Below are 18916 nucleotides of genomic sequence, written 5' to 3'. Positions count from 1 at the left end.
CGACGCGGAAGCCTTCAGCGCCACATCGGCCACATTCCTCTTCTTGGGCCCTGCAATTGGTAGTAGCCGTCTCGGTCGGCCACTTCCGCCAGCTTCCAAGAGCCCGGCCATACAATACTCCCAACGCGGGCCTTCGCACCTTCAAACGAAGCTCCCCGAGCGAAGCTCGCCCTGCTAGACTTCGCATCGCCGGCGAAGCTCGCCCCATCGGAAGACGCATCGCCGGCGAAGCTCGCCCCATCGAAAGACGCATCGCCGGCGAAGCTCGCCCCATCGAAAGACGCGCCGTCGGCGCAGTCCGCTCTATCAAAAGACGCGTCGTCGGCGAAGCTCGCCCCATCGAAAGACGCACGGCCGGCGAAGCTCGCGTCATCGAAAAACGCACCGCCAGCGAAGCTCGCGCTTCTGAAAGACGTACCGGGGCCGAAGCTCGCCCCCTCAAACCACGCCTTGCGGTCGAAGCTCGCTCCGTCGAACCACGCCCAGCGACCGAAGCTTGTCCCGCCGAAATCCGCGTCGCCGGCGAAGTTCGCTCCTTTAAACGAGGTCTGGGGTGGGAGTGTGCAGCTATTCAGCTTGAGGTCCTGCAGATGGGCGCCGGCGAGGTCAAGCTGTTCAACCTCTGGCCAATGGGAGGCTCGAAGTTGGTCTGAGCGCTTTTTGAAGCGCAGGTGGGTTTCGAGTAGGCGTTGAGCGGTGAGCCGGACCTCTCGTTCCTCACGGGCCTGCTTGCTCGCCACGCCCTGTGATGCGGGGCCTACGCCCATGTCGCCGCCGTTGTTTGGCTTCTCTTCGGGTGGCGCATAGGGCATGCGCAAGTAGGCGCACCAGACGTTGACAATGGTCTGCCTCTGGTTAGGGTTGCTCTGCGCGAGGCGCTCCAAGGCGTAAAGGCCCGCCAGCCGCACCGGCGCCTTCTCCGATCCCAGTTGCTCTGATGCTGCCGTGTAAAGCTCGGTCACCCGCCGCTCGCGAGCATCGTCAGCCACATCCCGAGCTGCGGCCTCCCGCTGCTCGTAGTCATCCCGTGCGATCTGGTAGTTGATCTGAGTGGCCTGCTCAGAATGCCTTTGGCGGCGGAAGGCCAACAGTAACGCCATCGCCCCGCCGGTTCCCGCCCCCGCCGTGAGAGCGGTGCGGATCGCGTCGATCTGCACCGACGCCGATGGTGCAGAGGGCGCCCCGGGCGCTGGCAGGGGCATTGGCTCGCGCGCGATGCCGACGAGAACCCACAGCAGCACCGCGGTGACGGCAGCGACGAGCAGCGCCGCCACGGCGATCATCCAGTTCGAGATCGGCGGGGAAGGCGCCACTCGAGCTTGCCTTCTCAGTACCGAGCCGCTGCGATCATTGCTGGAGCTGTCCTCCGAGGCCACCACGCTCCCGATAATCGTGCGGTGCCTCGCGAGCGCTACATCGCAAGGCAGCAGGACAGCCCTCCCGCCTGGCCTAGTGTTCCCCGCCGCAAGTCTGGCGAGCGTTCGACCTCAAGCCGCACGGCGAGGACGCACCTCGCCGCCTTCACCGCGCTGACCACCCTGGCTGGGCACCCGGTAGCTGGTGCCCGAGCGGGCCATAATCTCCATGACCACGAGGCGGGGCCCGTCGGCGGTGGCCAGTTGCGATCGAGGACGACTAGGCCTCGGGCCGCGAGATGCTCGGCGGCGACGTCCTCCCCGCCCCCGCTGCCCCCAGCGCGAACCTGTCCGGCGTCCGGCAGGGGTGCCTGCGGTCGTGCCTGGGGGTGGCTGTCAGGTGGCCGTACCCGGCCCCATCGTCCTCGCCGGACGGCGGGGCCCGGACCGGCCGGGCTGTCCGGCGGCGGGATCGAGCGTGCGGAACGGTGCCCCTCCGGCGCGAGCGCCGCGTCACGACCGGGATAGCCCCCGGGGCCCTGGACGGAGAAAGATCGCGCCGAGCGCGATCAGCCGCCGCCCGACCCGGGATCAGCCGCCGAATGGACCCTCGTCCAGGCGCAAGTCCGGCTTGTCGAGCGCCTCGACCTTGACGTCGGCGGTCGTCGCCGCGAGATTCGACTGCGCCGCGAGCTACGACTGCGCCGCGCTGTCCAGGGCGGCCTGATACTGCGCTGCGGCGGCGGGCGGGAGCTTTCCGGACACCCGTAGGAGGATCGCGCCCACCTGGTAGTCGTACTCGACGCCGAGAGGCGAGGCTTGCGCGATCTGGCCGATGTAGTTCGCTCGCGCTCGCGCCTCGCTCTCGTCGCTGAACACCTCGACCTTGGCGCCGGCGTCGACACTGGTCGGATCGCCGCGCAGCTCCTCTGGGATGCGCTGGTCGACGATCGAGGCCGCCGAGGTGTACTGCCCTGGTCGGCCGAGCAGGCGGTTCGGGTCGCTCTCGGCAGTCAAGGTTCCGCCCGGCTTTGCCTCGGCGATCGCCGCTGCGAGCCGGTCGGCGACCTGGTTGGCCGGCGGCCGTGGGGCCGACGAGCAACCAACCAGGACGAGTAGGAGGAGCGCAGCGAAGGTCGCGAGACGGAGAGGCACGCTGGACGAAACCGCGTTCGGCGGCGCGCTCGTTACTTGGTGCTGGTCGGTGGTCTGCGCCTCTGCCGTGGCGCACCAGCCTTGGCAGGAGCCCCGCTCGGGCGCCTGACATGTCCTTGATCAAGAAACAGGAGTCTCACCTGTAACACTCGCCTCCGTCTAGTCGATCTCGCTCGCACGCGAACACGGGCGGGGGGCTCGAGTGGCCGACAGGCGTATCGGTGGTCCCGGAGGTGGCAGTGACCCGGGGCCCGGCAAGGTTAAGGCTGGTGGCGTCATCGCCGCGGTCGGTCTCGCTGTCGTGCTCGGCGTCGGCGGCACCACGAGTACCGGAGGTGCTACCGCTTCCGGCCCTAGCGGCAGCGGCTCGTCCTCATCGAGCAGCCGAAGCTCGAATCGCAACAGCGACGACGACGCGCGAGCCGCCGTCGCGCGGCTCTCGAGCCAAGGTGTTCGCGCCACCGCTCGCCTGACCGACGACGGCGAGGACTGCGCGGCCAACTCCTACGGCGATGTCCGTGAGTACTTTGAGCACCATCCGTGTACGGCCCTGCACCGGTCGGTCCTGGAGGTCAGGAACCGCCGAGGCGACGTCGTCCTCGTCGCCATCGCCTCCGTGGAGATGCCCGACGCGGACGAGGCGACCAACCTCAAGGCCCTGCTCGACACCCCTGGCAGTGGCAACATCACCGAGCTCTCTCGCGAGCAGGGCCGCTACCAATACGTCAGGTACACGGGCGATGCCTACGCCTCCCGGCAGGACGGCACTCTCGTCACCAACGCCCAGGCCCAACCCGTGGCCCGGGGCTGGTCGGGACTGGCGCTCACGAGCATCGCGACCAACGCCGTCGAGTAGCGCCGCTGAGCCAGACCCCCGAGTGGCAACGCCGGATTGCTGACATGCGGTGGTAGGACGAGCGGCACGGACTGGGCTCGCGCTCAGCGGCGCCACTCAATCTCGACGGACTCCGGGTCGAAGCGCCGCGCACCGCGGCCCGGCCGGTGCAGCGCGACCGTCATGAGGGTGTCGACGACGGTCCGCTGCTGATCAAGCGGGAGCGGCTTCCACGCGCCCGCGACGTCTGGAGCGTCGACCAGCGGGCCGAGGGTGCTGACCTTGCCCGCGTCGGCGATCCTGCCCTCAACGTCGGCCAGCTTCGCGCGTAGACGTTCGGTGGCGGTGCGGAGCTGGGTGCTGGTGAGCGAGCCGTCGGCGAACTCCACGGCGAGGGTGTCGAGCCGGGCGCGGAGGCCTGCCGCTTCGTCGGTGAGCGCGACGGCGTCGGGCCGGTCGTGGCTGATGAGGAGCGCGCGGGCATCGTCCTGCGAGAGTCGGGCGACGACGAGCCGTCTGATGTAGTCGTCGACCTCGCCGGCCCGGCGGTGCACGTGCCGGCCCTCGGCGCAGCGGTACGACGGGTAGTCGCGGCCGGGGCGGCGGGTGCCCTCGATCCGTCCGCGGCAGGCTGCGCAGAGCGCGAGGCCTCCGAGCAGCGTGTGGCCGTAGGGCGTCCTGGCGCGCTCGGGGTCGGTGAGCACGCTGCATGCTGCCCGCCAGGTCTCCTCGGGCACCAGGGCGGGCCAGCCTGCGGGGCCGACGACCTCGCCGCGGTGCTCGCGGAGGCCGGCGTAGCGCGGTGATCGCAGCACGCGGGCTACCGCGCTCGTATTCGTCCACTGGGCTGGGTGCGTTCCGAGCTCGCGCCAACGTCGCCCGATCCCGCTGAGGGTGCCGCCGGCGAGGAGGCTGGTGTAGGCGTCGTGCACCGCCCGGGCCTCCGCCGGGTGCGGAGTGACCCGGTCGGCGAGGTAGCCGAACGGGCGTGACCGGCCGCCGGAGTGCGGTAGCCCGCGCTGCGCACGTTGCGCGAACTCCGAGAGCTGCCGGGCGCTCTTGCGCTCGACCTCGCCGCGGGCCACCGACGCAAGGATGCGCGCGACGAGCCGGCCTTGGTCGGTCGACAGGTCGAGATCGCCGGAGACCGTCGCAAGCTTGACCCCGGAGCGCTCGCACCGGGTGATGACGTCCTCGAGGTCGACGAGCCGGCGCACGAGCCGGTCGGCCGCCCACACGACGACGACGTCCATCGCCGCGGCGTCGATCAGGCCGAGTAGACGTGCGAACCCGGGACGCGTGCCCTTGGTGGCGGACACATCGTTCTCGACAATGGTGTCCTGGACGTCCCAGCCGCGGGCCGAGGCCAGGGCTGCGCAGTCATGACGTTGGCGCTCGACGCCGAGTGCCTCGCCGGTGGAGTCGCGGGAGATGCGGACGTAGAGGACGGCGCGCACGTCGGCACGCTAGCGCACGTGCGGGGTCGCACCGCTTTCGGGCCGGCGAACGTCGCGCCGCCCTTGAAGTCGACGAGCACGAGGTTGAGCGCCTCGGACGAGTGCGTGGTGATGAGGCCCAGCACGAGGGTCCGGAGCAGCTCCGACTTGCCCGAGCCGGTCGCGCCGACGCACAGCCCGTGCGGGCCCATGCCCTCCTGCGCGGCCTCCTTGATGTCGAGCTCGACCGGCTCTCCCTCGGCCGACACCCCGAACGGGACGCGCAGCCGGTCGCGCAGCGGGCGCGGGCGCCACGCGGCGGCGACGTCGAACGTGTCGGGCTCCCCGTCGACGCCGAGCAGCTCGAGGATGCCGGGGCTGGTCAGCAGCGGCTCGTCCTCGCCGCCCGCCGCCACCGGCGTGCGACACGGCGCGAGCCGGCGGGCCAGCGCCTCGGCCTCCGCGGCGCCGAGGACGTCGGGCCGGCCGAACCACTCGACGCCCTGCCGCCCGACGGCGCCGATCCGGCCGTCCCCCTCCACGTCGAGGACGAGCCCCAGCCCCCGCCGCGCGGTGAGCGTGCCGAGCGAGTCCGACAGGTCGATCACCGTGACCGCGCTCAGTCCCTCCTCGAGCAGGAGCGTCTCGGTGCCGGTGACCTCGGCGTCCTCGAGCACGACCACCAGGTGGCGCGTGTCGGCCGCGGGCGCGGCGCCGCGGGCGAAGCGGGTGCGGCCGGCGAGCTCCGGGGCCAGCCACGACTCGATCGCCGCCAGCGACGACGTCACCATCCGCACCGGCCCGGCGCCGTCGACGAGGCGCGGGTGCGCGACGTGGGGCAGCCACTTCACCCACTCCCACTCCGCGCGCGCGGGACCGGTCGCCGCGACGGCGACGACGAGGTCGTCCGGGCTGTGGAACGTGACGAGCTGGGCGACCAGCGCCCGCACGAGCCCGCGGCGGGCCGCGGCGTCCGCGCCGCCCACACCGCCCACCGCCACCGACGCGAAGGCGCGCAGCGACACGGCCGTCGGCAGGTCCGGGACGATCGAGTGCGTGCGCACGAACCGGCGCAGCGCCACCGTCGACACGGGCTCGAGGTCGTCGACGGGACCGGTCTGCGGGGGCACCAGCGCCGTGGCGAGGCGCTGCGAGCCGCGCCCGACGCGGACGTGCGCGAAGTCGGCGTCCGCGGGCCGGCGCTCCCACATCCGCGGGCCCCGGGCGAGCCCGACGAGCGCCGAGGGGTCGGGGTGGGTCCACTCGAGGGCGCGCCGCTGCTCCTCCGCGGTCTCGCGGGCGCGGCGGCGCATCTGCGCGAGGTAGCGCAGGTAGTCCTTGCGGTCCTCGTCGGCCTCGGCGCGGCGCTGGCCCCCGCCGCGCGTCACCCCACCCGCGACCATCCCCAGCGTCGAGAGCGCGAACATCCCGCCGAAGAGCCACGACGTGGGGTTGTCGACGCCGATGACGACGATGAAGCCGAGCGAGCCGACCACCATGAGCAGCGGCAACAGGCGCAGCAGCGGCGAGGTGGGCACAGCGCGGGGGATCTCCGGGGGCGCCTCGAGGTGCACCTCGCCCGACGGCACCTCCGGGGGCGCCAGGCGCGCGGCGCGCCGGAAGACCCGTGTGCCCACCCGTTCCCCCGTTCGCACCACCCCGCCTGCTCGGTCCGGCCATACTAGGGAGCCGCGGGCCGCCCCGGGTCCGACTCGAGCAACAGCACACCCGCACCCCGAGCGGGGAGGAGCGCATGACAGGCACGGCCCGGAACGGTCGCGGTGGCGGTCCCGGTGGTGCCGGCGCGGCAGCACTGCCCGGGACGCGGGGCCCGGCGGTCACCGGTGCGCAGCGGGCCACGCCCGTCGAGCAGCGGGCGTCGCTGCCCGCCGGGCCGGGCGCGGCCGCTGCCGCGAGCCGGGTCTCGGTGCTCGCGCCCCGCACCCGCGTCGACGTGGCGCTCCCGCCCGACGTCCCGCTCGCGGACCTCCTGCCCGTCCTGCTGGACATGACCGGCGAGTCCGCGGCCGGCGCCCGCGGCGGTGCGAGCGGTGGCTGGACGCTCGCCCCGCTCGGCCAGGGCCCGGTCGACCCGTCGCGCACCCTCGCCGCGCTCGGCGTCCTCGACGGCGACCAGCTGGTCCTGCGCCGCCGCGCCGACGCCGCGCCGCCGCCGCTGTTCGACGACGTCGTCGACGCCGTGGCCGAGGCGACGCCGGCGAGCTACCGGGCCTGGGGGCCGGGGCTCGCGCGCGTGCTCGGGCTGTGCGGGCTCGCGCTGGGCCTCGCGGTGGCGGTGCTCGCCCTCGTCGTGGCCGGGCGGGCGCCGGGCACCGCGGGCGGGCTCGGCACCGCCGCGGTCGCCGGGGTCGCGGCGCTCGGGGCGTTCGCCGCGGCGGTCGTCGGCACGCGGGTGCTCGAGGACGCCGGAGCCGGGTCGGTGCTCGCGGTCGGCGCGGTCGCGCTGGCCGGGGTGGCGGGCGTCGCCGCCGTGCCGTGGGCCGCGCCGGGGCCGCTGACCGCCACGTCGGGAGCGCCCCAGCTGCTGCTCGGCGCCGCGCTCGCCGGCGTCACCGCCGCGACGTGCCTGCTCGCCCTGGGCAGCGCCGGGCGCACCGGCGTGGCCGCGCTGCTCGGCGTCCTCACCGCCGCCGTGCTGCTGGTCCTCGCCGCGGGGGTCGCCACCGTCGTCGACGCGGGCGACGCCGCCGGGATCGCGGCCGGGGCGGGGGCGCTGGCGCTGGTCGCCTCCGCGCTGCTGCCCCGCACCGGCATCGCGCTCGCCCGCCTCCCGCTGCCGCGGGTCCCCGGGTCGGCCGAGGAGCTCGCCGACGATCCCGGGGTCGCCGAGCACGCCGACATCGAGCGCCGCGCCGACCGCGCGCACGCCGCCCTGTCGGGCCTGGTGGTGGGGTGCGGGGCGGTGACGGCGGGCGCGGTCGCGGTCGTCGCCCTCGCACCGGCGAGCGGCTGGCGCGGGGTCGCCGGCTGGGTCCTCGCCGCCCTGCTCACCGCGCTGCTGGGGCTGCGCTCGCGCACCTACGCCAACGGCGTGCAGGCGGTCGCGCTGCTCGTCTGCGCCCTGCTCGCCGGCGCCGGGCTGCTCGTCGGCTGGCTGCTCGTCGCGCCGCCGCCGGTCGCGGTGCTCGCGGTGCCGGCCACGGCCCTCGCGGCGGGCGCGCTGGCCCTGGTGCTCGGCGTCGTCGTGCCCCGCCGGCGGTTCTCGCCGGTCGCGCGCCGGGCCGTCGACATCGCCGAGGCCGTCGGGATCGCCGCGGTGCTGCCGATCGCGCTGGCGGTGATGGACCTGTACACGGCGATGCGGCTCCTGTGACGTCCCGCGCCCCGCTCGCCGTGACGACGCTGCTGGTGCTGGCCCTCGCCGCGCCCGCGCACGCCGCCCCGGCGCCGAGCACCGCCCCCACCCCGCCCCCCGCCGACCCCGCGGCGCTGGCCGCGCTCGACCCGGAGCCCGACGCCGTCCCCGGCGCGCGCCGCCTCGCGCCGTGCCCCGAGCCCCTCGCCCCGGCCGCCACCGGGCTCGCCGTCGGCGACCTCCCGCCCGGTCCCGACCCGGCCGCCGCCTGGACCGCGGGACGCGGCGAGGGCCAGGTCGTCGCCGTGGTCGACACCGGCGTGGCCGCGGTGCCCCGGCTCGACGTGGAGGACGGCGGCGACTTCGTCGCGGGCGAGTCCGGCCTCGACGACTGCGACGGCCACGGCACCGCGGTCGCCGGGGTGATCGCCGCCGCCCCGGCCCCCGACGACCTCCTCGTCGGCGTCGCCCCCGGCGCCCGCGTCCTCGCCGTGCGCCAGACCAGCACCTTCTGGGGCGGCCCCGACGGCCCCGGCGCCGGCGACGTCACCACCCTCGCCCGTGCCGTCCGCCACGCCACCGAGACCCCGGGGGTCGGGGTGCTCGCGCTCGCCCTCACCGCGTGCCGCACGCCGGCCGAGGCCACCGACCCCGCCGCCGCGCCCGCCCTCGGCGCGCTGCGGGCGGCGCTGCGCCGGGCCGCGGACCGGGGCGTCGTGGTGGTCGCGGCCGCCGGCAACACCGGGCCCGGCTGCGCGCCCAACACCGGCGGCGAGGTGCGCAGCGTGCCGGTGCCGGCCTGGTTCGGCGAGGACGTCCTGGCGGTCGGCGCGGTCGACGACGCCGGCGCGCCCGACCCCTCGTCGCTCGCCGGGCCGTGGGTCGACATCGCCGCCCCCGGCCGCGCCCCGGCCTCGCTGGCGGCGCGCGGCGGGCTCACCACCGGCCTCGCGGGCCCCGACGGTGCGACGGCCCCGCTGGTCGGCACGAGCTTCGCCGCCGCGCGGGTCGCGGGCGCCGCGGCCCTGCTGCGCGCGCAGGAGCCCGAGACCCCCGCCCGCGAGATCGCCGCGGCCCTCGTCCGCTCGGCCGCCCCACCGCCCGGCCTCGCTCCCGGCACCCGCGACGACGCCGTCGGCTACGGCGTCCTGGACGCGGCCGCCGCGGTCCGGGGCGACCCGCCGCGCACCGGCCCCGAGGTGACCCCGGAGACCGCCACCGCCCCGCCGGCACCGAGCGGGCCGCCGTACCTCCTCGTGGTGGGGGGCGCGGTCCTCCTCGTGGCCCTCGGCGCGGCCGCGGTGGTCGTCCGACGTCGGAGGGGCGCGCCGTGAGCAGTGCCGGCGAGGTCGTCGCCCCCACCCGCGCGCCGGTCACCCCGCAGCGCCGGCCGTCGGGTCCCTCGCTCGGACCGGTGCCCCTGGCCGCGATCGTCGTCGTCGAGGCCGGCCTGGCCCTCGCGGTGGCGCTGGTCGCGGTGGACCGCCGGTTCCTGCCGCTCGCCGGGGTCCTCCTGTCCGCGGGGCTGCTGGTCGGCCTGCTGCGGGTGCGCCGGCGCTGGCTCGTGCAGTGGGTCGGGCTCGCGCTGCGCTTCCGGCTGCGGGTCCGGCAGCGCGAGGCGGAGCCCGCACGCGCCGGGGACCACGCCGACCTGCGCCTGCGGGTGCTGCGCCTGCTCACCGGCGACCTCACCGTCGCCACCACCCGCGACCACGACGGCCGCGAGGTCGGCCTGCTCGGCCACGGCGGGGGCTGGAGCGCCGTGCTCGCCGTCGACGCCGCGGGGCCCGACGGCACCGCGCTCGTCCCCGCCGACGCCGCCGCCGGCGCCGCGTCGTTCCCGCTCGCGGCGCTCGCCGGCTGCCTCGCCGACCGGGGTGTGGTGCTCGACGCGGTGAGCGCCGTCTGGCACTGCCGCCCCGTCCCCGAGGACACGCCCGCCGCCGCGGCCTACCGCGAGGTGCTCGGCGCCCTGCCGCCCCTGGCCCGGCGCGAGGCGTGGCTGGTCGTGCGCCTGGACCCGGCACGCTGCCCCGACGCGGTCGCCGAACGCGGCGGGGGCGTCCTCGGCGCCCACCGCGCCGTCGTCGGGGCGCTCGCGCGGATCGGCCGGGTGCTCGCCGACCACGGCACGCCGGTGCGCCCGCTCTCCGCCGACGAGGTCCTCGACGCCGCCACCCTGGCCGCCGACACCGCCGACACCGCAGACACCGCCGACACCGCCGACACCGTGCCCGCGCGCCGGACCGAGTACTGGCGGGCGGTGGTCGTCGGCGAGGTCGGCCACGCCGCCTACGCCGTCACCGGCTGGCCCACCGGCGGGCGCGCCGGCACAGTCCCCGAGCGGCTCACCGGCCTCACGGCCACCGCCGGCCGCACCTGCACGCTCGCCCTCACCCTCGAACCCGACCCGCGCGCCGGCCGCGAGGGCAGCCGTGACGACGACGCCGTCGGGCTGCGGGGCACCGTGCGCCTCACCGCCGACACCCCCGACGCCCTCGAGGAGTGCGGCCGCGAGCTGGTCGCCCGCGGGCACGGGCTCGGGGTGGCCCTCGACGCCCTCGACGGCCAGCAGGCCGCGGCCCTTGCCGCGACGCTCCCGCTCGGGGCGCTGCCGTGACCACCCCCGAACCGCCCGGTGCCGTCGGCCGCACCGCGCCCACCCGCGCCGAGCCCGAGCTCGCCCCGACCTTCTCGGTCCCGCCCGCCCTCGTCGACGCCCTCGGCCCGCCCGTGCGCCCCGCGGGCGTGGTGCTCGGCGCCGACCCGGACGGCGAGCCGGTCGCCGTGTCCCTCGTGCGGCCCGAGCCGACGCGTGTCGTGCTGCTCGGCGGGCTCTACCTCGCCCGCCAGGTCACGCTGCGCGCCGTCGCCTCCGGAACGCGGGCGGTCGTCGTCACCGGCCGCCCCCCGGCGTGGGAGGCGGTCCGCCGGGCCGGTGAGCACGACGGCGGCGACAGCGGCGACGACGGCCACGGCGGCGACGAGCGCGTGCGCGTCGTGGGCGAGCCCCCGCCCGACCTCGCCGTCCCCGACGGCCCGCCGCTGCTCCTCGTGCACGACCGGGGGGCGACAGCGCGCGGCCCCTCCCCCGCGAGGCGCTCGTGGCAGACGACGCTCGTCGTGCTCCCGTCGCTGGTCCCGGCCGTGTCCGACCTCGCCGACGACGCCGACCTCGTGCTGCTCCAGCGCCTGCCCCCGCACGAGGCCGAGCTCGCCGGGCGCCTCTGGCGGCTCACCGCAGCGATGACCGAGACCCTGCGGACCCTGCCCGACCGCGGCGCCGTCCTCCTCGGCCGCAACCTCTGGCGCCGCGTCGACCTCGTGACCGGCCCCCGCGAGACCGCGATCCTGGGACCGGTGCGCCGCGGCGACTAGCGTGACCGGCGTCACCGCTCGCCGGAGGTCGCGATGCCCGTCGACACGCCCGTCCTGTCCCTGACCGAGCTGCGGGACCGCGGCATGGCGGCGGTCATGGTCGGCGGACGGCGGGTGCTGCTCGTCGCCGTGCACGACGGAGCCGACGGGGTGCGGGCCTACGACAACCGCTGCCCGCACCGCGCCTGGCCGCTCGAGCGCGGCACCCTCGCCGACGGCGTCCTGACCTGCGCCAACCACCGCTTCGCGTTCGACGTCGCCACCGGCCGCGGCGTCGACCCCGCCGGCTGCGACCTCGTCGCGATCCCCTGCCGGGTCGACGGGGACGGCACGGTCACGGTCAGCGTGACCTGAACCCTTGACCTCGACCTTGCTCGAGGTCGGACCCTCGGGCCATGCCCATCGAGCTGAACCACACCATCGTCGAGTCCCGGGACCCGGACGCCGGCGCGGCGTTCCTCACCGAGGTCCTCGGGTTGCCCGCCGCTACGCACTACGGGCCGTTCACGGTCGTCGAGGTCGCGCACGGGACGAACCTCGACCACATGCACGTCGAGGACCCCCATCCCCAGCACTACGCGTTCCTGGTCCCCGACGACGAGTTCGACGTCATCGCCGGGCGCCTGCGCGACCGCGGCGTGCCGACGTTCGCCGACCCGGGTCGTCGCCGGCCGGGGCAGAACACGAACGACGGCGGGCGGGGCACCTACTTCGACTCCCCCGACGGCCACGTCCTCGAGATCCTCACCCGCCCCTACGGCAGCGGCGGCTGAGCACCCGGCGGTGTCAGCGAAGTGGCGTCACGGACACTCAACGTCCGCAACGGTACTTCGATCACGGGAGCCGGCACCGCACCAGCAGCGCGAAAGATCGAAGTACCGATACGGACACTCAACGTCCGTCACGGCACTTCGCTGACTCACGGCTCGTCGCGCCGCCGGCGGGTGGCGACCGCTCGGGCCGCCAGGGAGGCGGGGTCGGAGAGGTCCGGGTAGTCGACGCCGACCAGCCGCAGACCCCGCGCGGCGACGACCGTCACCTCGCTGGACCGCTCGCCCGCGCCCAGCAGCGCCGCGGGCCAGGACACCGGCCGGCGCCCCTCGCCGACCGCGAGCAGCGCGCCCACCACCGAGCGGACCATCGAGTGGCAGAACGCGTCGGCGGACAGCCGCGCGACCAGCACGTGTGGCTCGTCGGGAGCGGCCGTCCACGCGAGGCGCTGGAGCTCGCGCACCGTCGTCGCCCCCGGCCGCGGGCGGCAGTACGCGGCGAAGTCGTGCTCGCCCAGCAGCCCCCGGCCGGCCTCGTTCATCGCGTCGACGTCGAGCGGCCGGGGCCAGCGCAGGGTGTCGCGGGCACGCAGCGGCTCGGGCCCCCAGGGCGCGGTACTGACGCGGTACTCGTAGTGGCGGCGCAGCGCGGAGAAGCGCGCGTCGAACCCGTCCGGCGCCGGCGTGACCGCCCGGACCCTGACATCGGGCGGCAGCATCCGCGCCAGCCGCCCGACGACGCCGGGGTGCGGCTCGACCTCGGGGGGCAGGTCGACGTGGCACACCTGCGCGTCGGCGTGGACGCCGGCGTCGGTGCGCCCGGCCACGGTGAGCGCCACGGGCACCCGCCAGATCGTCGCCAGCGTCTCCTCGAGCACGCCCTGCACGGTGCGCAGCCCGGGCTGGCGCGCCCAGCCCGAGAAGTCGGTGCCGTCGTAGGCCAGCTCGAGGCGGTACCGACGCGCAGACGCCGCGAGCCCGCCCCCGGTGTCGGGAGCGGGCTCGCGGTGCGTGGTGCGGTCGGTCAGGACTTCTCGCCGTCCGTGGTCGCCGACGAGTCGGCGTCCTCGGACGGGTCGAGACCGGCGGCGGACGCGGCGTTGTCGGCCATGCCCTCGGGCACACCGGAGGTCGCCGCCGAGTCGGCGTCCTCCGAAGCCGACTCCGAGGACGCTGCCGCCTCGGCCTCCGGCACCTCGGGGGCGTCGTCGTCGGTCCCGACACCCTCGGCCGCCGAGGCATCCGAGGCATTCGAGGCGTCCGAGGCGTCCGAGGCGTCCGAGGCGTCCGTGGGCTCGGCCGGCTCCGGCGAGGCATCCGACTCCGCGGCCGCGATCGTCGCGGCCGTGGCGGCCGCCCCGGTCGCGGTGCCGCCGACCTCGGCGCCCGGGCCCGAGGAGGTCTGCGGGGCCGCGGTGCGGGTGGCCTGCGAGGCCTCCGCGGACGCGGTCCGCTCGTTGACCAGCTCGATGACGGCCATCGGCGCGTTGTCACCCTTACGGGGCAGGGTCTTGACGATGCGCGTGTAGCCGCCGGGACGGTCGGCGAAGAACGGGCCGATCTCCGCCGTGAGGCGGTGCACGACGTCCTTGTCGCGGATCTGCTCCGCGATGAGACGACGGTTGTGCAGGCCGCCCTTCTTCGCCTTGGTGATCAGCCGCTCCGCGTACGGGCGCAGGCGCTCGGCCTTGGCCCGCGTGGTGTGGATGCGGCCGTGCGTGAAGAGCGACGTGGCCAGGTTGGCCAGCATCAGCTTCTGGTGGTCGGGGGAACCCCCGAGCCGCGGGCCCTTGCTGGGCTGGGGCATGTCACTGCTCCTGTCTCGTGACGCCTTTCCGTCCGGCCCGCGAGCGGGCCGGACGGGGGCAGCACGTCAGAGTCGCTGGATGAGGGGAACTACAGCTGCTCGGTCTCGGCGTAGTCCTGGCCGTCGTCGTCCGACACGCCGTAGCCGCCGAAGCCGCCGTCCGAGCCGTAGGACTCGAAGCCCTCCGACGGGTAGTCGGCCGCCGCGGCGGACGGGTCGAACCCGGGCGGGCTGTCCTTGAGGGCCAGCCCGAGACCGGCGAGCTTCATCTTGACCTCGTCGATGGACTTCGCACCGAAGTTGCGGATGTCCAGCAGGTCGGCCTCCGAGCGGCCGACGAGCTCGCCGACCGTATGGATGCCCTCCCGCTTGAGGCAGTTGTAGGACCGGACCGTGAGGTCGAGGTCCTCGATGGGCATCGCGAACGCGGCGATCGAGTCGGCCTCGGCGGGCGAGGGACCGATCTCGATGCCCTCGGCGTCGACGTTGAGCTCGCGCGCCAGGCCGAACAGCTCGACGAGCGTGCGCCCGGCGGACGCGATCGCGTCGCGCGGGGTCATCGACGGCTTGGTCTCGACGTCGAGGATCAGCTTGTCGAAGTCGGTGCGCTGCTCGACGCGGGTCGCCTCGACCTTGTAGCTGACCTTGAGCACCGGCGAGTAGATCGAGTCGACCGGGATGCGGCCGATCTCGGCGCCGGACGCCTTGTTCTGCGCGGCCGGGACGTACCCGCGGCCACGCTCGACGACGAGCTCGACCTCGAGGCGGCCCTGGTCGTTCAGGGTCGCGATGTGGAGGTCGGGGTTGTGCACGGTCACGCCGGCCGGCGGGACGATGTCGCCCGCCGTCACGGTGCCGGGGCCCTGCTTGCGCAGGTACATCGTGGCCGGCTCGTCCTCCTCGGAGCTGACGACCAGCTCCTTGAGGTTGAGGATGATGTCGGTGACGTCCTCCTTCACCCCCGGGACAGTGGTGAACTCGTGGAGGACCCCGTCGACGCGGATGCTGGTCACGGCCGCGCCCGGGATGGACGACAGCAGGGTGCGACGCAGCGAGTTGCCGAGGGTGTAGCCGAAGCCCGGCTCCAGCGGCTCGATGACGAACCGGGAGCGGGTGTCGTCGATGGCGTCCTCGGAGAGGGCAGGACGCTGGGAGATCAGCACGTGCGCGTTTCCTTCCGATGCGGCGTCCGCTATTTGACGCCGAACCCGACCCCGTGCCCGTGGGGACCACGGGCCGGGGGGTTCACGGGGGCGGAGCCCCCGTGGGTGCTTACTTCGAGTAGAACTCGACGATCAGCTGCTCCGACACCGGGGTGTCGATCTGCGACCGCTCCGGCAGGGAGTGGACGAAGATGCGCAGCGAGTCCGGGACGACCTGGAGCCAGCCCGGGACGGGCCGGTCGCCGAAGTTCTCCTTCGCCACCACGAAGGGCAGCATGTTCCGGGACTTCTCCCGGACGTCGATGATGTCGTACTGCGTCACCCGGTAGCTGGGGACGTCGACCTTCTGGCCGTTGACCAGGAAGTGGCCGTGGCCCACGAGCTGACGGGCCTGGCGGCGGGTCTGCGCGAGCCCGGCGCGGTAGACGACCGAGTCGAGGCGCGACTCGAGCAGGCGGAGGAACTCGTCGCCGGTCTTGCCCTCGCGACGGTTCGCCTCCTCGTAGTAGGCGCGCATCTGCTTCTCGAGCAGGCCGTAGGTGAAGCGGGCCTTCTGCTTCTCCTGCAGCTGCAGCAGGTACTCGGACTCCTTGATACGGATCCGGCCGTGCTGCCCCGGCGGGTACGGGCGGCGCTCGAAGGACTTGTCGCCGCCGATCAGGTCGACCTTGAGCCGGCGGGACTTGCGGGTGGCGGGGCCGGTGTAGCGAGCCATGTGGTGTTCTCCTCCCTGTTCCGGCCGGCCTAGACCCGGCGACGCTTCGGCGGACGGCAGCCGTTGTGCGGCTGCGGGGTGACGTCGGAGATCGTCCCGACCTCGAGGCCCGCGGCCTGCAGCGAACGGATGGCGGTCTCGCGGCCCGAGCCCGGGCCCTTGACGAAGACGTCGACCTTCTTCATCCCGTGCTCGGCGGCCTTGCGGGCGCAGTTCTCCGCGGCCATCTGCGCGGCGAACGGCGTCGACTTACGCGAGCCCTTGAAGCCCACGTGGCCGGCCGACGCCCAGCTGATGACGTTGCCGGTCGGGTCGGTGATGGAGACGATCGTGTTGTTGAACGTGCTCTTGATGTGCGCGTGGCCGTGGGAGACGTTCTTCTTCTCCCGGCGCCGGACCTTCTTGGCCCCGGCCGCGCCCTGGCGAGTCCTGGGTGGCATTCACATACTCCTGATCGAGGGGGCGCGCTCTACTTGCGCGTGGCCTTCTTCTTGCCGGCAACCGTCTTCTTGGGGCCCTTGCGCGACCGGGCGTTGGTCTTCGTCCGCTGCCCGTGCACCGGGAGATTGCGGCGGTGCCGCAGCCCCTGGTAGCTGCCGATCTCGACCTTGCGCCGGATGTCCGCCTGGACCTCGCGGCGCAGGTCGCCCTCGACCCGGAAGTGGTTCTCGATGTACGCGCGCAGCGTGGCGGCGTCGGCGTCCGACAGGTCCTTGGACCGCAGGTCGGGGTCGATGCCGGTCTCGGTGAGGATCTCCTTGGATCGGCTGCGGCCGATCCCGAAGATGTAGGTCAGCGCGATCTCCATCCGCTTCTCGCGGGGGAGGTCGACGCCGGCGAGTCGTGCCATGGGGCGACGTGCTCCTCGTGTCGTCCGGGAGGTCTGGCTCCCCGCCCGTCCCGCAGCGCTGGCGCCGTGGGCCCCGGCCTCCCGTGCCGGGGGTGCTCCGCCGAGTCGGTGTCGACGTAGGTGCGGGGAGGTTCTGTGGTGCGGTCGCGCGCGACCGCGGAGGTGCTCGGTGGTACCGGTGAGCGGCGGCGTCAGCCCTGGCGCTGCTTGTGGCGCAGGTTGTCGCAGATCACCATGACCCGCCCGTGACGGCGGACCACCTGGCACTTCGCGCAGATGCGCTTGACGCTCGGCTGGACCTTCACGTCCTTCTCTTTCTTCGAGGGGCTCACGGGGGGCCGGAGCCCCCCGTGGGTCACTTGTAGCGGTAGACGATCCGGCCACGCGAGAGGTCGTAGGGCGACAGCTCGACGACGACCTTGTCCTCGGGAAGGATCCGGATGTAGTGCTGGCGCATCTTGCCGCTGATGTGCGCCAGGACCTTGTGCCCGTTCTCGAGCTCCACCCGGAACATCGCGTTGGGCAGGGGCTCGATGACCCGGCCCTCGACCTCGATGGCGCCGTCCTTCTTCGCCATGTCCTCCGCATTCCTATCGACGTACGCTGGCGTCCCCGGTGTCCGGCGCTGCTCGCGACGGCGAACGGCGGACGCGGTGTGCGCGACGCGAACGGCGTCCACGCACGAGCGCGCGCGGCCACCGGCACGACACGCGCACCAGCCGTCAAGTGTACGCGCGGCGTGTCGAGTGCCCCGTCACCGGGGTGCTGCGCGCGACCACCTGCGCCGTCGTGCGGCCCTGCTCAGCGCCGCAGCGCGCGGGGCCCGGTGCAGCCGAGCGGGACCGGCGGCGCGTACCCGGCCCGCGCGGCGAGGGCCTGCAGCGCGAGCACCGCGCCCCACGGGCCGGCGACCCAGATCCACCACGGCGCGACGACCCCGCCCGTCCCGACCGACACGGCCACCCAGATCACCAGGTTGATCACCGACACCGCCGCCCACACCGCGACCGCCGCCCGCAGCGGCGTCACGCGCACCCGGCGCGGCGGGTCCTCCGCCGTGCGGGCCGCCGCGGGAGCCGGCACCGGCAGGTCCGCCGTCAGCGGCGCGAGGTCCGCGGCCACCACCGCCCCGTGCGCGGCCCGCACGCGCTCGTCGTACTCGGCGAGCGTCAGCCGCCCCTCGGCGTGCGCGCGCCCGAGCACCGACGCCACGCGCTCGCGGTCGGCGTCCGCCACCCGCAGCCCGCCGGGCCCGATCCCCGATCCCGTCACTGCTCCGGTCATCCCGACCACCCCGCTCCTCGACTCCCCCGGAGCCTAGCAGCGAGCGGATAGTTCCGCTATCCAGTCGTCAGGACGCGGGTGCGGTGAGCACGCGCGGGCCGTCGTCGGTGACCGCGACGGAGTGCTCCCAGTGCGCGGCGCGGCTGCCGTCGGCGGTGACGACGGTCCAGCCGTCCGCGAGCTCCTCGGTCTCGTCGGTGCCGCCGGTGAGCATCGGCTCGATGGCGAGCACCATCCCGGTCCGCAGCCGCATGCCCGTCCCGGCGCGGCCGAGGTTGGGCACGAACGGCTCCATGTGCATCGAGGTACCGATGCCGTGCCCGCCGTAGTCGGCGACGATCCCGTACTCGCGGCCGTCCGCCGCCGCGCGCCGCCGCGCCTCCTCCTCGACCGCGTGCCCGACGTCGCCGAGCCGCCCGCCCGGCACGAGCTGGGCGATCCCGGCCTCCATCGCCGACCGGCAGGCCGCCGAGAGCGCCTCGTCCTCGGCACGCGGGGTGCCCACCAGCAGCGTCACCGCGGCGTCGCCGTGCCAGCCCTCGAGGATCGCCCCGCAGTCGACCGAGACGAGGTCGCCGTCGGCGAGGACCTGGTCGGCCGACGGGATGCCGTGCACCACCTGCTCGTTCACCGACGCGCAGATCGAGGCCGGGAAGCCCTGGTAGCCGAGGAAGGACGGCGCACCGCCGGCCTCACGGATGGCGGCGTCGGCGATCCCGTCGAGGTCCGCGGTGCTCGTCCCGGGGCGCGCGGCGTCGGTGACCGCGGCGAGCGCCGACGCCACCACGAGCCCGGCGGCGCGCATCGCCTCGACCTGCCCCGGTGTCTTCATCTCCACGAGGCGCCCCCGGA

At 74.8% G+C, this 18916-nt stretch carries 20 protein-coding genes and 1 pseudogene; 7 read left to right on the top strand and 14 right to left on the bottom strand.

Annotated elements, in window-relative coordinates; translation table 11 throughout:
• Positions 1-14 precede the first annotated feature (14 nt).
• Positions 15-1379, bottom strand: coding sequence for a pentapeptide repeat-containing protein (locus ACYX4T_RS23035; RefSeq protein WP_476011548.1), 1365 nt, complete (start codon positions 1377-1379; stop codon positions 15-17).
• Between the two features lie 669 nt (positions 1380-2048).
• On the bottom strand, positions 2049-2510 hold the full coding sequence (locus tag ACYX4T_RS23030) for a hypothetical protein (RefSeq protein ID WP_476011547.1): 462 nt from the start codon (positions 2508-2510) through the stop codon (positions 2049-2051).
• A 301-nt stretch (positions 2511-2811) separates the two neighbouring features.
• Here ACYX4T_RS23030 and ACYX4T_RS23025 point away from each other — a divergent pair, with 301 nt between their 5' ends.
• The gene (locus tag ACYX4T_RS23025) at positions 2812-3366 is read left to right on the top strand and encodes a hypothetical protein (protein WP_476011546.1); all 555 of its coding nucleotides are present in this window, start codon (positions 2812-2814) and stop codon (positions 3364-3366) included.
• 83 nt (positions 3367-3449) lie between these two features.
• Here the strand turns inward: ACYX4T_RS23025 and ACYX4T_RS23020 are convergent, their stop codons facing one another.
• Together ACYX4T_RS23020 and eccCa are read right to left on the bottom strand one after the other, a co-directional pair.
• On the bottom strand, positions 3450-4802 hold the full coding sequence (locus ACYX4T_RS23020; RefSeq protein WP_476011545.1) for a recombinase family protein: 1353 nt from the start codon (positions 4800-4802) through the stop codon (positions 3450-3452).
• A gap of 41 nt (positions 4803-4843) precedes the next feature.
• A pseudogene (gene eccCa, locus ACYX4T_RS23015) lies at positions 4844-6418 on the bottom strand (type VII secretion protein EccCa); the annotation flags it as partial.
• A gap of 116 nt (positions 6419-6534) precedes the next feature.
• On the opposite strand from eccCa, the gene eccD reads away from it, so the two are divergent.
• Genes eccD through ACYX4T_RS22985 form a run of 6 tightly spaced genes read left to right on the top strand, consistent with a single transcriptional unit; the run spans position 6535 to position 12248 of the window.
• Positions 6535-8115 (top strand): type VII secretion integral membrane protein EccD, encoded by a 1581-nt coding sequence (gene eccD, locus ACYX4T_RS23010; RefSeq protein WP_476011544.1) that lies wholly within the window; start codon positions 6535-6537, stop codon positions 8113-8115.
• Complete coding sequence (locus ACYX4T_RS23005; protein WP_476011543.1) at positions 8112-9431, top strand: S8 family serine peptidase; 1320 nt, start codon at positions 8112-8114, stop codon at positions 9429-9431. Before eccD ends, ACYX4T_RS23005 begins: the two co-directional genes overlap by 4 nt.
• Positions 9428-10717: a type VII secretion protein EccE gene (gene eccE, locus ACYX4T_RS23000; RefSeq protein ID WP_476011542.1), complete on the top strand. Its 1290-nt coding sequence runs from the start codon at positions 9428-9430 to the stop codon at positions 10715-10717. Before ACYX4T_RS23005 ends, eccE begins: the two co-directional genes overlap by 4 nt.
• Positions 10714-11475, top strand: a complete 762-nt coding sequence (locus tag ACYX4T_RS22995) for a hypothetical protein (RefSeq protein WP_476011541.1) — start codon at positions 10714-10716, stop codon at positions 11473-11475. The genes eccE and ACYX4T_RS22995 overlap by 4 nt, the downstream gene beginning before the upstream one ends.
• 33 nt (positions 11476-11508) lie before the next feature.
• Positions 11509-11829: a Rieske (2Fe-2S) protein gene (locus ACYX4T_RS22990; protein ID WP_476011540.1), complete on the top strand. Its 321-nt coding sequence runs from the start codon at positions 11509-11511 to the stop codon at positions 11827-11829.
• A gap of 41 nt (positions 11830-11870) precedes the next feature.
• Positions 11871-12248, top strand: coding sequence for a VOC family protein (locus ACYX4T_RS22985; RefSeq protein WP_476011539.1), 378 nt, complete (start codon positions 11871-11873; stop codon positions 12246-12248).
• A 146-nt stretch (positions 12249-12394) separates the two neighbouring features.
• Here the strand turns inward: ACYX4T_RS22985 and truA are convergent, their stop codons facing one another.
• The 10 genes from truA to map all read right to left on the bottom strand — a co-directional run bounded on the left by truA (position 12395) and on the right by map (position 18896).
• On the bottom strand, positions 12395-13273 hold the full coding sequence (gene truA / locus ACYX4T_RS22980) for a tRNA pseudouridine(38-40) synthase TruA (RefSeq protein ID WP_476015355.1): 879 nt from the start codon (positions 13271-13273) through the stop codon (positions 12395-12397).
• Positions 13270-14052, bottom strand: a complete 783-nt coding sequence (gene rplQ / locus ACYX4T_RS22975) for a 50S ribosomal protein L17 (RefSeq protein ID WP_476011538.1) — start codon at positions 14050-14052, stop codon at positions 13270-13272. Before rplQ ends, truA begins: the two co-directional genes overlap by 4 nt.
• Before the next feature lie 89 nt (positions 14053-14141).
• Positions 14142-15215 carry a DNA-directed RNA polymerase subunit alpha gene (locus ACYX4T_RS22970; protein ID WP_274200589.1) on the bottom strand — a complete coding sequence of 358 codons (1074 nt, stop codon included), beginning with the start codon at positions 15213-15215 and terminating at the stop codon, positions 14142-14144.
• Positions 15216-15324: 109 nt separating this feature from the next.
• A complete protein-coding gene (gene rpsD / locus ACYX4T_RS22965) occupies positions 15325-15930 on the bottom strand; it encodes a 30S ribosomal protein S4 (RefSeq protein ID WP_274200588.1) in 606 nt (201 codons plus the stop codon).
• A gap of 29 nt (positions 15931-15959) precedes the next feature.
• Entirely contained in the window at positions 15960-16370 is a 411-nt protein-coding gene (gene rpsK / locus ACYX4T_RS22960) for a 30S ribosomal protein S11 (RefSeq protein ID WP_116708483.1), read from the bottom strand.
• A 29-nt stretch (positions 16371-16399) separates the two neighbouring features.
• Positions 16400-16780, bottom strand: coding sequence for a 30S ribosomal protein S13 (gene rpsM, locus ACYX4T_RS22955; protein WP_274200587.1), 381 nt, complete (start codon positions 16778-16780; stop codon positions 16400-16402).
• A gap of 191 nt (positions 16781-16971) precedes the next feature.
• Entirely contained in the window at positions 16972-17085 is a 114-nt protein-coding gene (gene rpmJ / locus ACYX4T_RS22950) for a 50S ribosomal protein L36 (RefSeq protein WP_018330934.1), read from the bottom strand.
• Positions 17086-17135: 50 nt separating this feature from the next.
• Positions 17136-17357, bottom strand: a complete 222-nt coding sequence (gene infA, locus ACYX4T_RS22945) for a translation initiation factor IF-1 (protein ID WP_030532868.1) — start codon at positions 17355-17357, stop codon at positions 17136-17138.
• A gap of 224 nt (positions 17358-17581) precedes the next feature.
• The gene (locus ACYX4T_RS22940; RefSeq protein ID WP_476011537.1) at positions 17582-18064 is read right to left on the bottom strand and encodes a DUF1707 SHOCT-like domain-containing protein; all 483 of its coding nucleotides are present in this window, start codon (positions 18062-18064) and stop codon (positions 17582-17584) included.
• Between the two features lie 67 nt (positions 18065-18131).
• Positions 18132-18896 carry a type I methionyl aminopeptidase gene (gene map / locus ACYX4T_RS22935; protein ID WP_476015354.1) on the bottom strand — a complete coding sequence of 255 codons (765 nt, stop codon included), beginning with the start codon at positions 18894-18896 and terminating at the stop codon, positions 18132-18134.
• Positions 18897-18916 lie beyond the last annotated feature (20 nt).

Source organism: Actinomycetospora sp. ABD4_176 (assembly GCF_056311855.1).
This window is presented reverse-complemented; position numbering and strand designations above follow the sequence as displayed.